The 15,863-nt window shown below is 53.3% G+C and carries 12 protein-coding genes; 10 read left to right on the plus strand and 2 right to left on the minus strand.

All coding sequences use genetic code 11. The features are described from left to right. Positions 1-10: 10 nt before the first annotated feature. The 5 genes from DW949_RS05365 (at position 11) to DW949_RS05385 (ending at position 5,915) form a co-directional block, all read left to right on the plus strand. Entirely contained in the window at positions 11-1,099 is a 1,089-nt protein-coding gene (locus DW949_RS05365; RefSeq protein WP_118022218.1) for an XdhC family protein, read from the plus strand. Beyond that, entirely contained in the window at positions 1,080-1,877 is a 798-nt protein-coding gene (gene yqeC, locus DW949_RS05370) for a selenium cofactor biosynthesis protein YqeC (protein ID WP_158570641.1), read from the plus strand. The genes DW949_RS05365 and yqeC overlap by 20 nt, the downstream gene beginning before the upstream one ends. Further along, positions 1,868-2,473, plus strand: a complete 606-nt coding sequence (locus DW949_RS05375) for a nucleotidyltransferase family protein (protein ID WP_118022220.1) — start codon at positions 1,868-1,870, stop codon at positions 2,471-2,473. Before yqeC ends, DW949_RS05375 begins: the two co-directional genes overlap by 10 nt. 253 nt (positions 2,474-2,726) lie before the next feature. Continuing rightward, positions 2,727-3,665 (plus strand): dihydrodipicolinate synthase family protein, encoded by a 939-nt coding sequence (locus DW949_RS05380; protein ID WP_118022221.1) that lies wholly within the window; start codon positions 2,727-2,729, stop codon positions 3,663-3,665. Positions 3,666-3,935: 270 nt separating this feature from the next. After that, positions 3,936-5,915 (plus strand): YjhG/YagF family D-xylonate dehydratase, encoded by a 1,980-nt coding sequence (locus tag DW949_RS05385; RefSeq protein ID WP_118022222.1) that lies wholly within the window; start codon positions 3,936-3,938, stop codon positions 5,913-5,915. Positions 5,916-6,001: 86 nt separating this feature from the next. Here DW949_RS05385 and DW949_RS05390 read toward each other — a convergent pair whose 3' ends face one another. Beyond that, entirely contained in the window at positions 6,002-6,859 is an 858-nt protein-coding gene (locus DW949_RS05390) for a DMT family transporter (RefSeq protein ID WP_118022223.1), read from the minus strand. 140 nt (positions 6,860-6,999) lie between these two features. Here DW949_RS05390 and queC point away from each other — a divergent pair, with 140 nt between their 5' ends. The 5 genes from queC (at position 7,000) to DW949_RS05415 (ending at position 14,068) form a co-directional block, all read left to right on the plus strand. Beyond that, the gene (queC, locus tag DW949_RS05395; RefSeq protein WP_118022224.1) at positions 7,000-7,689 is read left to right on the plus strand and encodes a 7-cyano-7-deazaguanine synthase QueC; all 690 of its coding nucleotides are present in this window, start codon (positions 7,000-7,002) and stop codon (positions 7,687-7,689) included. A 30-nt stretch (positions 7,690-7,719) separates the two neighbouring features. Next, positions 7,720-9,711: a M13 family metallopeptidase gene (locus DW949_RS05400; protein ID WP_118022225.1), complete on the plus strand. Its 1,992-nt coding sequence runs from the start codon at positions 7,720-7,722 to the stop codon at positions 9,709-9,711. Positions 9,712-9,915: 204 nt separating this feature from the next. Then, positions 9,916-10,308 (plus strand): methylglyoxal synthase, encoded by a 393-nt coding sequence (gene mgsA / locus DW949_RS05405; protein ID WP_118022226.1) that lies wholly within the window; start codon positions 9,916-9,918, stop codon positions 10,306-10,308. Positions 10,309-10,322: 14 nt separating this feature from the next. Beyond that, on the plus strand, positions 10,323-12,068 hold the full coding sequence (pyk, locus tag DW949_RS05410) for a pyruvate kinase (RefSeq protein WP_118022227.1): 1,746 nt from the start codon (positions 10,323-10,325) through the stop codon (positions 12,066-12,068). Positions 12,069-12,745: 677 nt separating this feature from the next. Continuing rightward, on the plus strand, positions 12,746-14,068 hold the full coding sequence (locus DW949_RS05415; protein WP_118022271.1) for an S-layer homology domain-containing protein: 1,323 nt from the start codon (positions 12,746-12,748) through the stop codon (positions 14,066-14,068). 223 nt (positions 14,069-14,291) lie between these two features. Here DW949_RS05415 and hcp read toward each other — a convergent pair whose 3' ends face one another. After that, positions 14,292-15,857 (minus strand): hydroxylamine reductase, encoded by a 1,566-nt coding sequence (gene hcp, locus DW949_RS05420; RefSeq protein WP_118022228.1) that lies wholly within the window; start codon positions 15,855-15,857, stop codon positions 14,292-14,294. Positions 15,858-15,863: the final 6 nt, after the last annotated feature.

Consider the following 15,863-nt stretch of genomic DNA (forward strand, 5'->3'; position numbering starts at 1 on the left):
GTTGTATACGATGAAATCTCTGTTTTTAAAACTGTTAGAAGAACTTTCTGCCGGCCGCAGTGTCGTGTTACTGACCATCATTGATACGATGGGTTCGACTCCCCGTGGTGCCGGCAGCCATCAGCTGATTCTGGAAGACGGCTCGGCACCGGGGACTGTCGGGGGAGGATATCAGGAACACCTGGCCTGTGAAGCCGGAAGAAAAGCTCTCAGGGAAAAGACGTCGTTCATTCTGCCGCTGGTCCTGCACAAAGATCCCAAAGCGGATATCGGGGCTGTATGCGGCGGCGAGCTGCGCGTATTCTGCCAGTATTTCGACCGGTCTGTCCCGTCCCTGATGCCCCTGCTGGACCGGACGGCACAGTGTTTGGCCGAGCAGCAGGCCTGCCGGCTTTTTTGGGATCTGACGGATCCGGCTCACTGGGGAATGGCTCTTTTTACAGACGACGGACCGGTCTGCTGCGGTCAGTCATCGTATCTGCAGCATCTTCCGGAAGAACCTGGGCGGGACCGGAAGATACCGGGGATGGTATCCCTTCCCGGTCATTCCCTGTATAAAGAAATATTGGCTCATCCCCGGCATGTCATCGTTTTCGGGGGTGGTCATGTAGCAAAAGCGCTGGTTCCACTCTTGACAGGGCTGGATTTTTCCTGTACTGTTGTCGAAGACCGCAGCGAATTTATATCTGCCAGCCGGTTTCCTGATGCGGCAGCCAGGATTACAGCCGATTTCCACCATCTGGCAGACTACGTCCCGGTCTCAGGCGATGATTATGTCTGCATCATGACCCGTGGCCATCTGGGGGATTATGACGCACAGAAATATGCCCTTTCCTGCCATCCCTGTTATATCGGGGTCATCGGCAGCCGGGCAAAATTAGCGTTTGTCCGTTCCAAGCTGTTGGCCGATGGATTTTCTGCAGATGCTATCGACGCCTGTCACGCGCCTATCGGCCTGCCCATCTCGGCGGCGACGCCGGAAGAAATCGCCGTCAGTATCGCTGCCGAACTCATTGCTGTCCGGGCCCGCCGTGAAGGGCGCGAAAAAAAGGATGCCAAAGTCTGGAGAGCGTATAGGAATGAACATTATCGTATATAAAAAAGAGTCGGATGAACGTGTACCGTCTTTGTGGGATGGCATATGCCGGATCCTGCCGGGACTGAAAAGAAAAGATTCCCCTGTCGTACTGGCCGTTACCGGGGCCGGCGGCAAAACATCGTGCATTGCTGCTCTGGCACAGGAACTGGCAGAAAAGGGGAAACGGATCCTCGTCGTGACGACGACTCATATGTACCGGCCGGAACGGTATGGCGTATTGACCGGTGATGCCGCCATGATCATCCGGCAGCTGCAGGAAACAGGTATTGCCGTCGCAGGGCTTTTTTGTGAAAACGGTAAAATTTCGTATATTGGCGATGATGCCTATGAAGCGGCATCGCGTCATGCCGATGTCGTCCTGGTCGAAGCTGACGGATCGCGGCAGCGTCCCTTTAAAATAATGGGGCAGAACGAGCCGGTCCTCCCGTCCCGGTGTGATGCCGTGCTGTGTATTGCCGGCCTGTCGGCACTGGGACAGCCCCTGCAGGCCGTCTGCTTCCGCTGGGATGAAGCGTCCGACGCGGCCCGGCGGTTTGGACGATCCTGCCCGCCTGAAGCGGCTGATGGCGAAATACAGCTATCTATCCAGTTGTTTGCCCGGCTCTGGCAGAACTGCTGCCTTGCCGGCATAATACGGGATATTCCTGTCCTTCCCGTGCTGAATCAGGCGGATACGCCACAGCACCGCATTGCTGCCAGCCTGATATTACAGGAAATGGATCTTCCGGCAGGGCTCATCACGTCTTTTGTGGGAAACGAAGGGATTCCATGCATATAAACCTCATATATCTGGCTTCGGGGCAGGGGCGCCGGTTTGGCCGGAATAAACTTCTCACTCCTTTTGCCGGAAGACCCCTGTATCAGCACGGATTCCTCCAGCTGGCCGGGGCAATGAAATACGTGCACCAGGCAGGGATTTCGTGTGATCTGGCGGTCATTTCGCCCTATGAAACACTGCGCCAGTGGTGCCGGGAACAGGGAGCACTGGTCTGGCCCAATGATGCCAGTAAGGAAGGCATAGCCGCTTCTATCCGCATTGGCACGGCGGCTCTCGATGGTGACGCCTATGGATTTTTTGTGGCCGACCGGCCTTTGCTGCAGGCACGGACCATTGCCCGGTTTTTGCTGGGCTATGTCCGGTCAGGACAGTCTGTTGGGGCCATGCGGGCATCGGGCGTCGTAGGAAACCCGGCTGTTTTCTGCAGTACGTTCTGCCAGGAACTTATGTCTCTCCGTGGTGACCGCGGCGCCGGAGCCCTGTTGAAGAAATACCGGGAGCAGTGCTGGCTATATGACGTACCGTCAATAGAGCTCGCCGATATCGATACAGAGGCCGATGCCCGGTATCTGCTGCCGTTGATGAATAAAAAATAAAATACCTATTATATATATGTACAGAGTATGCTGACGAAAACAGCATACTCTATATTTTTTTTGTCTTCATGAAACAAGGCCTGTTATGTGAAAAAAGGGATATAGTTGTATGCAGGATACAAGAAAAATGTCGGTTTTTTAGTCTTGACATTCAGCAGATTTCATGTAGAATAAATGCATGGTTCGTAATAACGACCAAGTTAGCATATACGAATAAACAACAGATTACAGTGCAGAAGGGATTGGGATACGCATGAAAAAAGCAGAATATTTAACGCCTGTCGTCACCATTTTTGACCGCGTAGGCAATATAGACCAGAAAGGCAATGAAATGGTCTATGATTTCCTCATAAAAGGCGGTGTAGACGGCATCGTCGTTATGGGCAGCACAGGTGAATTTTTTGCTATGTCTATGGAACAGAAGAAACGCCTCATCGACATTGCTGTACCCTATATCAAAGGCAAAGTCAAATGCATGATTGGTACGGGCTGCATGAGCGTCCGCGATACAGTAGAACTTTCCAACTATGCCTGCGATGCCGGTGCAGACGCCGTCATGATTGTCTGCCCCTATTATTTCCCGCTCAGCGCGGAAGATATTGAAGCCTATTATGATACGGTCCTGCCCCAGGTACGCGGCAAGGTATTCATTTACAACTATCCCGGTGCGACCGGTGATGATGTGACACCGGAAATCACCCTCAATCTGCTCCGCAAACATAAAAACCTCGTCGGCTACAAAGACACGATTGAACTCTTCTCTCATACCCGTAAGCTGATTGAAGTCACCAAGGAAGAATTCCCTGACTTCATCGTGTACTCCGGCTATGATGAAAACCTCGTCCATATCATGCTCAGCGGTGGCAACGGCTGCATCGGCGGCCTGTCCAACTTCGCTCCGAAACTCTGTTCCGAATGGTGCCGGGCCATCAATGAAAAGAACTGGGAATACATGTTTGACTGCCAGGAAAAAGTCAATGGCCTGATGTACATCTATTCGTCCAAGACGCCGTTCCCGCAGGTGGCCAAGAAAGCCCTCAATCTCCAGGGGGTCCCGGTCAGCGAATACTGCATGCATTTCTCCAAGAGACCGCCGACGGTGAAAAAGCTCCAGGCCTTTATCGACGGCATCGATCTGGATAACCTCATGAAACGCAACAACAAGCAGGCTGTCAAGAAAGAAACAAAATAATATATGGTACGCTCCTGTCGTCTGATTCATAGCAGCAATGGATCAGACGACTTTTTTATGCCATATATGCATGGATAAAGGAAAAACGACCTATAATTGCAAGCCCGGATTCATTGACAGCCGGGGATTTTTACGGTACTATGAACGTACATTCACCAGGTTTTTTTGTCTGGCTTTTATCAATCCAAACTGGTATACTACAGTTCCAGATTGATTTTTATGTTTAAAGAATTGACTAGTGAATGCTTTGTAAGAAAAGGAGAGATTTCAATGTCAGTAAAAGAATTGTATGCTAATGATGCATCGGACTTAATCCTCCGTTCGCGCACACATGCAGACGGACCGGATGGCGTATTGCCGTTGACTCCGGAAACGCTGCGTAATTCCCCGAGCGGCAATATTTTCGGCATGACCATTGACGCCGGTATGGGCTGGGACCCCAAGGCCCTGGCCAACGGCGATGTCATGATGATCAGCACCTATGGAGGTCTCAAAAAAGATGATGGTACGACCATTGCCGTCGGCCTCCATCCCGGTCATTTCGAACTGGACGGCCTCTTGAAAGAAGCGGCCGATACATTAAAAGGCATGGGCTATGTCCCGACTGCCGCTTTCGTTACCGACCCCTGCGATGGCCGTACACAGGGCACGACGGGCATGTTCGATTCCTTGCCGTACCGCAATGACGCTTCTATCGTCATGCGCCGCCTCATCCGTTCCCTGCCGACCCGCAAAGCCGTCATCGGTGTCGCATCCTGCGATAAAGGCCTGCCGGCTATGATGATGGCCCTGGCCAACATGCATGACCTTCCGACAATCCTCATCCCCGGCGGCGCTACCCTCATGCCGAACGACGGGGAAGACCTCGGTACCGTACAGACCATCAGCGTACGCTATGCCAATAAAGAATTATCCTTCGACCGTGCCTGCCGTCTGGGCTGCATCGCCTGTGCCAGCGGTGGCGGCGGCTGTCAGTTCCTCGGTACAGCCGGCACGAGCCAGGTCGTAGCCGAAGGCCTCGGTTTCTGCCTGCCTCACGCTGCCCTGTCTCCGTCTGGTGAACCGATCTGGTACGATATGGCTAAAAAATCGGCTGTTGCCGCTATGGATTTGTACAAAGCCGGCATTACGACGAAAGATATCATTACCGATAAAGCTATCGAAAACGCCATGGTCATCCATGCCGCATTCGGCGGTTCGACCAACCTCCTGCTCCATCTCCCGGCTATCGCCTTCATGGCTGGCTGCCACGTACCGACCGTTCACGACTGGGCACGTGTCAACAAAGAAGTTCCCCGTCTGGTCAGCGTTCTGCCTATGGGCCCGATCAACTACCCGACAGTTGACGTATTCATGGCTGGCGGCGTTCCGGAAGTCATGCTGCACCTGCGCAAGATGGGTCTGCTCCACGAAGATGTCATGACCGTTACGGGCAGCACCCTTGGTGAAAACCTCGACTGGTGGGAACAGTCCCAGCGCCGTGTATCCTGCCAGAAGCGCCTGAAAGAACTGGATAACCTCAACGTGGACGACGTTATTTTCAGCCCGGAACAGGCAAAAGCCAAAGGTATCGGCTCGACCATTACCTTCCCGACTGGCAATATTGCTCCCGAAGGCTCGGTCGTCAAATCTACGGCTATTGATCCGTCTGTCATCGACGACGACCATGTATACCGTCATACGGCACCGGTCAAATGCTATCCGTCTGAAAAAGCGGCTATTACGGCCCTCAAGAACGGCGGCGTAGAAGCCGGCGATATCATGGTAGTCATGGCTGGCGGCCCCATGGGCACCGGCATGGAAGAAACGTATCAGCTGACTTCCGCCCTGAAACACCTGTCCTTTGGCAAACACGTAGCCCTCATCACCGATGCCCGTTTCTCCGGCGTATCGACGGGCGCATGCTTCGGCCACGTAGGACCGGAAGCACTGGCCGGCGGTCCTATCGGCAAACTCCGTGACGGCGACGTCGTAGAAATCATTGTCGATACGGTAAACCTCAAAGGCAGCCTGAACTTCATCGGTACGAAAGACCATAAACTGACCTATGAAGAAGGCGCCAAAGTCCTGGCCGAACGGGAAACGAACCCGGCCATCCACGAAGACGACGATCTGCCCGATGATACCCGTCTCTGGGCTGCCCTGCAGGATGTCAGCGGCGGTACATGGAGAGGTACTGTCTACGATGTCGATAAGATCATCGAAACACTGAAAGCCGGCAAAGAAGCACTGGCAAAGAAAAATAAATAAGCCACAGGCGCAGCCTGCGGTATAACGAAAGGGCGCTGCATGAAGCATTTCCGCTATCATGCAGCGCCCTTTCTGCCTGCCTTTTCTTATCGGTGCAGGATGTGGCTGCTGTGTTTTCTGACGATGATGACGACGCCGGTGAGGATGAGGGCCATGCCCAGGGCGATGTTCCAGGTGAGGGTTTCACCCAGGAAAAGGATGCCGCTCAGGACGCCGATGGCCGGGACGACGAGGATGGCCGTGCCGGCTTTGGACGCTTCCATGTGCTGCAGGATGTAGTTCCAGAGAAAGAATCCGGCGGCACCGGCCAGAAATACGTTATACAAGAGTGCCGATACGCTCGTCACGTTCCAGATGACGGCGGTTTGACCGCTTGCAGCTGCCCAGACGGCGAGGACCAGGCCGCCCAGGGCCATCTGCCAGGCCGTGCAGGTTATCATGTCGCAGCCGCCGAGTTTCAGCTTGAGGATGATGCCCGATACGGCCCAGCCCAGGGCGCCGGCGAGGACGATGACCATGGCGCCGATGTGATTGTCGAAATGGATATTCATGAGCAGGCAGAGCCCGGCCATGGACAGGACGATGCCAAAGAGTTTGCGCTTTGTCAGGCGTTCTCCCAGAAAGAAATGGGCCAGGATCGCCATAAAGACCGGCATGGTGTAATTGAGTACGGCCACGAGCCCCGCTGAAAGGGTGACGATGCCAATCTGCATGGCCGCATTATTTATGACGATCTGGGAAAATCCCGTCAGGAATATCCAGGGCCAGTATTTGCGCTCCGGCCAGAATCTGTGACGGAATGCACAGACCAGGAGCAGCACGGCGGCCGCCATCAGGGCCCGGCAGGCGACGAACAGGACCGGCGGGAAATAGGCCGTCGATACCTTCATGACGACCCAGTTGTAGCCCCAGATTATATATATGAGAATCAATGCTTTGACCATACCATCGGCTCCTTTTGTCAGATGACTTCATTATAGCATAACGGGAAGAAGCCGGTAAGAAAAATCCGCTCCTGGCGTTTTAGCCGCACCGGGTAATGTAGTATAATAGATATGTTAGTCCGACGAGGAGGATGATAAACATGAAATGTGTCGTATTACTCAGTGGCGGCGTAGACTCGACGACGTGTCTGGCTATAGCCGTAGAAAAATATAAAAAAGAAAATGTACTGGCCCTGACGGCGTATTATGGACAGCGCCATGAAAAGGAATTACAGGCTGCCCGTAACGTGGCGGCCTATTATGGCGTGCAGCAGGAGGAAATCAATCTGGCCCAGGCTTTCCTGCACAGTGACTGCCCGCTCCTGGAACGAAATAACGATAAAGAGATTGCCCATATGTCCTATGCAGAGCAGCTGGCCCAGGCCGGCGGAGAAGGTACTGTAGAAACATACGTCCCCTTCCGCAACGGTCTGTTCCTGTCCTTTGCCGCCGCCGTGGCTGTCAGTGTCCATGCCGAAGTCATTTACTACGGCGCCCATGCCGATGATGCCGCCGGCAGAGCCTATCCGGACTGCACGCCGGAATTTGAACAGGCCATGAATACGGCTATCTATGAAGGGTCCGGCCATACGTGCCATCTGGAAGCGCCGCTCCTTTTGTGGAATAAAGCCGGCGTCGTCAAAGAAGGCCTGCGCCTCGGCGCTCCCTATGAACTGACCTGGAGCTGCTATGAAGGGGGCGACAGACCCTGCGGCGTCTGTGGTACCTGCCGCGACCGGGCGGCTGCCTTTGCGGCCAATGGCGTACCCGATCCGGCACTGAAAAAATAATCCCGTATACGACGAAAGGAGACGTGCGACGTGATAGCAAAGAAAACGGCGGCTTTGTGTGCCGCTCTGGTTCTGACGGCCGTACTGGGAGTGTTCCCGGGCCATGCAGTCGTCCTGGCAGCCAGTGAAAAAGACGATTTTTATCAGGCCGTCAATGAAAAGACGCTGGCGGAAAAGCAGATCAAACCGACAGAAGCCTCGTGGTCCTGGTTCCACGAACGGAATCTGGAAAACAAAGAATTCCTGACCGGGGAAATTGAAGACATTGCCAGCCATCAGGGAACCTATGACAAGGGGACGCCGGAACAGAAAATAGCCGACCTGTATCAGTGCATTACCGACCAGAAAACGCGCAATGCCACGGCCCGGAAGCATATCCAGGACGTACTGGCTCCCATCAAAGCGGCCAGGACTCCACAGGAACTGACGGCGGCAGTGGGAGAGCTCCATCAGACATATGGCATCGATGTGCTCATGAGCATGAACGAACAGCGTCTTCCCGACAGCCGGCGCTATGTGGCACGCTTTGAGCCCCATGATCCCTTCCTGTCACGGTATGACCTGGAAAAGGAACCCCAGCCGGGCGCATGGAAACGCCATACAGACTATATATCCCGGCTGCTCCAGGAAGACGGGATGGCCAAAGACAAAGCCGATACGATGGCTGCGTCCATCCTGGCCTATGAAAAATCCCTGGCGCCGCATATGCTGACCAGCGAAGAAGAAAATGATATTATGGTCCAGAACCGTATGGTAACGCGTAAGGAATTCTTGGAGATGACGCCTCATCTGGATGGAAAACGCCTGCTGAAAGACTGGGGACTTTCCCGGGAAAAAGTCTTTTTCCTTTCCAATCCGGACTATCTTTGTCAGATCGATGCAGCCTATACAGAAGAAAACCTGGAACTGATGCGGAATTATTTCATTGCCCGCACCTACGACATGGTGGCGCCTTTTGCTGACATCCCCTTGCGCGACATAACGAAAGCCTATTATAACCAGCGCTATGGCATCAAACAGAACCGGACGGAACGGGAACGGGCTTCCTACCTGCTGCAGGACCTGCTGCCTTACGAAACGGGGCAGATTTACCTGAAAAAACGCTGCACCCCTCATATGATACAGGACGTGCGGGCCATGACTGATGAAGTGCGGAAGGTCTACCGCTCCCGTCTGGAAGCCAATGCCTGGATGAGTCCCCGTACGAGAGCACAGGCTATAGAAAAACTCGATGCCCTGCGTGTTTTTGTCGGCGGACCGGCAGCCGATGACAAACCGCTCATCGAAGACATGCATGTCGTCGTGCCCGAATCCGAAGGAGGCGACCTGCTCGGTAATATCCTGGCCAGCCTTGCCTGGGCCGCCCGGGAGGAACAGAACCTGATCGGGACGGATTTCAACCCCGATAAGTGGTACGCCTTCGATCCGCAGGATGTCAATGCGGCGTATATTTCCGATAACAACAGCATTACCATCCCGGCAGGAATCCTGCAGCCCCCGTTCTACGATGCCAATGCCTCGCGGGGGACGAATCTGGGCGGTATCGGCGCCGTCATCGGTCATGAAATATCCCATGCCTTTGACCCGAATGGCAGTCATACCGATAAAGACGGCAATGTCCGCAACTGGTGGACCAAGGCCGATTACGAAGCCTTCCAGAAACGGGCTGCCGCTTTTGCTCCCTATTACAGCCGCTATGAGCTGGCACCGGGGCAGTATGAAAACGGCAAACTCGTCATGAATGAAGCCATTGCCGACTGCGGCGGCCTTTCAGCCGTGACGGAAATCGCCGCAGGCGACAAGACGGCCCTGCAGGACCTGTATCGGAATTTCGCGTCTATTTTTGCCTCTAAGTATACGGACCAGCTCCTCCATCAGCTGCTCATGCTCGATCCCCATCCGGAAGGACGGGCCCGGGTCAACGGAGCCTTGTCCTCTACGGACGGCTTCTATGGCGCCTATGACATCGCAACAGGGGACGGAATGTATATAGCAGAAAAAGACAGGGTAAAACTCTGGTAAACTATCGGAAAATATAGAAGATACAGGGTAAAGAAACGGTTTTTTCCTTGCATTATTACAGTCGATACGATACAATCACAGAAGAAGGACATACCATAGTTTTTATGGTATGTTCCCCAAGTGGGACGGATTTTGTACCACTGGGAACAAAAATGTAACAGCTATCACAGGCACATTAAGGAGTTCAGTACAAGGAGGTACATTATGCGAACATACATTGCACTCATCGCTCATGATGCCAAGAAAGATGCCATTGTCAGACTGGCAACACAGTTTAAGGACGTATTATCCCGGCATCCCCTCGTAGGGACGGGTGAAACGGGACACCGCATCGAAAACGAAACAGGACTTACGGTAAAACAGATGCAGCCCGGCCCGATGGGCGGCGACCAGCAGATCGGGGGCATGATTGCTTCCGATGAAGTCCTCGGTGTCGTATTTCTGCGCGATCCCCTGACGGCCCAGCCTCATGAACCGGATGTGTCGGCTTTCCTGCGCCTCTGCGATGTCCATTCTGTGCCTGTTGCTACCAATGTGACCAGTGCCCGTATCCTGCTTTCGGCACTGGATGAAAAGCCTGATCTGTTTAACCTGTAAAAGGAGCATAAACGATGAAACGAACAAAAATAGTATGTACTCTGGGCCCCAGTTCGAATACGCCGGAAATCCTGGAAGGCATGGTCCGTGCCGGCATGAATGTAGCCCGGTTCAATTTTTCCCATGGCAGTCATGAAGAACATAAAAAGCGGATTGAAATGGTCCGTGCCGTTTCCCGGAAATTAGGGACGCCCATTGCCCTGCTGCTCGATACAAAGGGGCCGGAAATCCGCCTGGGTAAGTTTAAGAATGGTTCCATCATGATGGAAGCCGGTCACGACTTTACCCTGACGGCCCGGGATGTAGAAGGTGATGAAACCATTGCCTCCATGAACTACAAAGAATTACCGCAGGATGTAAAGCCCGGCGATCACATCCTCCTGTCGGATGGCCTGGTCAATCTGGAAGTCACGTCCGTGGAAGGCGACGATATCCATACGAAAATCCTCAACAGTGGCAAGATGAGCGACCGCAAGCGCGTCGCCGTACCGGGAATCCCCATCAATCTGCCGGCCGTGTCGGAAAGTGATGCAGCCGATATCGAATTTGGCATCCACATGAATATGGACTGGATTGCCGCTTCCTTTATCCAGCGTGGCAAAGACGTACTGACCATCCGCAAGATTCTGGAAAATCACGACAGCCACATGAAGATTATTTCCAAAATCGAATGCAAGGCCGCCGTCAACAATATTGATGAAATCATCAGTATGAGCGATGGCATCATGGTAGCCCGCGGTGATCTGGGCGTAGAAGTGCCGGCCGAAGAAGTGCCGACGCTGCAGAAGCTCCTGATCCGCAAATGTCAGGCTGCAGGCAAACCAGTCATTACGGCAACGCAGATGCTGGAATCTATGTGCAACAATCCCCGGCCGACGCGGGCCGAAACGAGTGACGTAGCCAATGCCATCCTCGACGGGACCGATGCGGTCATGCTCAGCGGCGAAACGGCAGGCGGCCTCTATCCGGTAGAAGCCGTCCAGACCATGGCCCGGGTGGCGGTCTTTACGGAAAGCCAGTTCCCGCCCCAGGCTCATCAGGAAGGAAATAAGGCGCCGGCGACGACGACCGAATCCATCGGCAAAGCGACCGTCAAAATCGCCGAAGACCTCCATGCAGCGGCCATCATTGCATCGACCGAACGGGGTGGCACGGCACAGATGGTGGCCAAGTACCGTCCGGCATGCCCCATCATCGCCGTTTCTCCTCATGAAAATATTGTCCGCCGCCTGCAGATGAACTGGGGCGTCCAGGCCATACTGGGGAAAGAAAGCAATACGACCGATGAAGTCGTCGATAATGCCATTTATGCGGCTCTCGACGCAGGGCTCATCAATGCCGGCGACCTCGTCGTCCTCACGGCAGGGGTGCCGGTGGCCAAAGCCGGATCGACTAACATGGTGCGCGTACAGGTCGTAGGTGATGTCCTCCTCCGCGGTACCGGTATCGGCCGCAATTCGGCTATCGGCCCCGTATGCGTAGCCGCCAGTCTCGATGATCTGAAGAACCATTTCACCGACGGCGCTATCCTGGTCATGCGTTCAGCCAGTGCGGAATACGTAGACTATATGAAGCGGGCCAGTGCCATCGTATCGGAAGAAGCCGGCCTTACGAGTGAATCGGCTATCGTAGCCATCACCTTCGGCATTCCCACCATCGTCGGGGCAGAACATGCAGCCGACGTCCTGGAAAATGGCGAAATCGTGACCGTAGATGCCAGCCGTGGCACGATTTTCCGTGGCAAAGCCAATGCCCGGTAATGTGAACCGGTAATACAGACAGAGGATGCCTTATTACGCAAAAAGACGCGTAATGGGGCATCTTCTGTTTTACGATTGACGATAGATAAAGGGACTGCAGCAGCATGAGCATTTTGAGCTCTGCTGCTGCAGTCCCTTTTGTATACAATCTGCGTGGCAGACCGGTCAGGATATATTCAGTACGGCGAATGGCTCCGATGTGTCATAGCAGAGAAATTCGGTAAAAAGCCGGTTTGTCTGCCGCAGGAATTATCGGGCTTTGAGAGCCTGGATTTCTGCTTTCAGGGCTTCTATTCATCATACTATAACTGTATCGTAAACAAACCGTCTTGTAATCGTAACAAAACTGTAAAAATTAAAATGTCTCTTGATAAAAGACATATAATGAAAAACGGAGGCAATGTAAAAGTTTGGGATGGAAAGGGAAAAATATGGGTAAGCACTCTGTAAAAAGATGCTATAAATGGCTTAACTACGCCGTTTATAGCGCTTTTGACAACAAAAAGGGATTTCCTCTATACTAGCCATGCAGACGGATAACCGCCTGTGCAGGACTGTCATGAGAGGGCAGATTGTGGATTCAGAGAGGAAACAAGGAAAACTCGCCTGGACAGCAAGTGCCTCTCCGGAGACAAAGGTCCTGCCTGTGTCTTTAGGAAAGAGAGGAATATATCATGATGAAATCGAAAATTGCCACTGCCTTTGCAGCCGTTCTGACACTGGGCGCTGCCAGTGCCTTTGCCGCCAATCCCTTTGTCGATGTACCGACCGACAGCTGGGCCTATAAGTCCGTCGTCGAACTGGCTGATGCCGGTGTTATCCAGGGCGTCGATGGCTCGTATTTCCAGGGGGAACGCAATATTACCCGTTATGAAGCTGCTGAAATGACAGCCAAGGCTATGGCTCACATGGACAAAGCTTCGGTCGAACAGCGTGCCCTCATCAATAAACTGGCTGATGAATATGCCGATGAACTCAACAGCCTCGGCGTCCGCGTTTCCAATCTGGAAAAGAAAGTGGGCAACGTCAAACTGACTGGTGATGCCCGTGTCCGTTACCGTTACCAGCAGGGCGGTAAGGAAAACGACGATTCCTGGGATTATCGTGTACGCCTCCGCGCGACGACCAAGGTCAATGACAAGACGACGGTCAAATACGGCCTCAGCACGGACTCTGTCGCATTCTCGGATAATGAAACGGCCAGCAGTGACAATGGTGACGTCTATACCGACCGGGCAGAAGTAGAAACGAAACTGGGGAATTTCAAGATCAATGCCGGTCGTACGGAAAAATATATCATGGGTAATGCCTACGGCCTCAACTACGGCGATGTCTTCGACCGTGCCCAGTTACAATACAAGAACGACAATTTCGCCGTCACTGCCGGCTATGGTAAATTTAAGATCAATGGCTCGGATAAGACCTTTGCTGGTGATGATGATAAGGGAATCGATGGCGTAAAGACCGGCTATGGCGAAATCGAAGGCTTCTTCGGCAATGGTTCTAAAGTCGGCGTATACTACAACGACTTCACCCGTGCCGGTGGCAAAAACAGTGGCGATTCCTTCATGGGCGATGACCTCTGGGGCGCTTACGTATCCTACAATTTCGGAAGCAAATGGAATCTCCTCGTCAACTATGAAAAGGTCAACCTGACAAACGGATACAAGACCATCAATAACGACGACAACGCAAACCTCTGGATTGCCCAGCTGACCTATGGCAAAGCCATCAAATCCCAGCCGGGTACATGGAGTGCCTGGGTGGAATACCTCAATGTCGAAGATGGCGCTTACCTCGGCGGTTCGACGAACAGCTGGCGTTTTGACAAAAAGGCTCTGGGCAACATCGAATCCTGGGGTGTCGGCGGCAGCTATGTTGTAGCGAAAAACGCTCAGTTCAACGTATATCAGACCTTCGCTTCCAAGTGGAAGGACCATAAGAAGAACGCTGCCGATCCGGAAGAACAGACACGGGCCGAATTCGTATTCGTCTTCTAATACAGCGGTTGCTGCAACCGTAAAACTGCAAACGAAAAAAGGACTGTCGCATGATGGCTTATGTCATCATGCGACAGTCCTTTTTCTGTATTGTGTAGTTTATAGAAGATGAGTTAGACTGTTTAACCCACTACAAACTGCTGACTTAAAACTCAAAAAGGACTGCCTGGGGGAGGCAGTCCTTTTTGTATATAGGAGAGGTGGATCGCTTCGGATAGGGGAATTATCCTAAGATTTTTTTCAGGTCTTCTTCCGGTGTGCTGGTCGGAGTGATCTGGAAGTTTTCTACGAGGTAGTTGAGGACATTCTTGGAGACGAATGCCGGCAGTGTCGGTCCGAGATAGATGTTCTTGATTCCCAGATAGAGGAGGGTCAGGAGGATGCAGACGGCTTTCTGTTCGTACCAGGACAGAACCAGCGTGAGCGGCAGGTCATTGACGCCACAGTCGAAGGCTTTTGCAAGAGCTACGGCTACCTGGATAGCGCTGTAGGCATCGTTGCACTGGCCCATATCCATGATGCGGGGCAGTCCGCCGATGGAGCCGATATCGAGGTCGTTGAAGCGGTATTTGCCGCAGGCCAGGGTCAGGATGACCGTATCAGCCGGAGTCTGTTTGACGAATTCTGTGTAGTAGTTACGGCCGGGACGGGCACCATCGCAGCCGCCGACGAGGAAGAAGTGTTTGATAGCGCCGGCTTTGACGGCATCGATGACTTTATCAGCTACGGAGAGGACAGTGCCATGACCGAAACCAGTCGTTACCGTGCTGCCACCGTTGATGCCGGTGAAGTGCTGGTCTTCGCTGTAGCCGCCCAGTTCGAGAGCTTTTTCGATGACCGGTGTGAAGTCTTTATCTTCGCCGATGTGGGAAACGCCGGGGAAGGATACGACTTCTGTCGTGAAGACGCGGTCTTTATAGCTGGGGCGTGGCGGCATGAGGCAGTTTGTCGTGAACAGGAATGCGCCGGGAACGCCGTCGAATTCTTTCTGCTGATTCTGCCAGGCTGTACCGAAGTTGCCTTTGAGGTGTTTGTATTTTTTCAGTTCCGGATAGGCGTGGGCCGGCAGCATTTCGCCATGGGTGTAAATATTGATGCCTTTGCCTTCGGTCTGTTTGAGGAGCAGTTCCAGGTCTTTGAGATCGTGGCCGGTGACGACGATGAACGGTCCTTTTTCTACAGTCAGAGGAACCGTTGTCGGTACCGGTGTGCCATAGGTGGACGTGTTGGCTTCATCGAGGAGAGCCATGCAGGACAGGTTGACTTTACCTGTTTCCATGACGATCGGCAGGAGTTTGTCCATGCCCCAGTCTTCAGCGAGGGCGGACAGGCCTTTGACGAAGAAAGCGCCGACTTCATCGCTCGATTTGCCGAGCATCAGAGCATGATAAGCATAAGCTGCCATGCCACGCATGCCGAACAGGATGAGGGATTTGAGGGAACGGATATCTTCATCGGCGTCCCAGACCTGGTTCATGTCATAATCAGCAGCGGGTGTGCTGGAAAGAGAAGCGGCTTCGCCGTGGACCTTGTCGATCATGACCTGTGTCGTTTCCGTATTGAAATTGACGTTGGTAATGGTCGTGAACATTCCTTCGAGAATCGTGCGATAGGTCTTAGCCGTGGGAGCAGCTTTCTGACAGGTACGTGCCAGACCGACGAGAGCGCCTGTCAGAGCATCCTGCAGGCCTGCTTCGGCAGCGGATTTACCACAGACACCAGCACAGCCTGTACATCCTGTACCCCGTGCCGTCTGTTCACACTGAAAGCAAAACATCTGATTTTCCATCTTGAT

It is taken from the genome of Megasphaera sp. AM44-1BH, from assembly GCF_003467125.1.
Classification (GTDB): Bacteria; Bacillota; Negativicutes; order Veillonellales; family Megasphaeraceae; genus Megasphaera.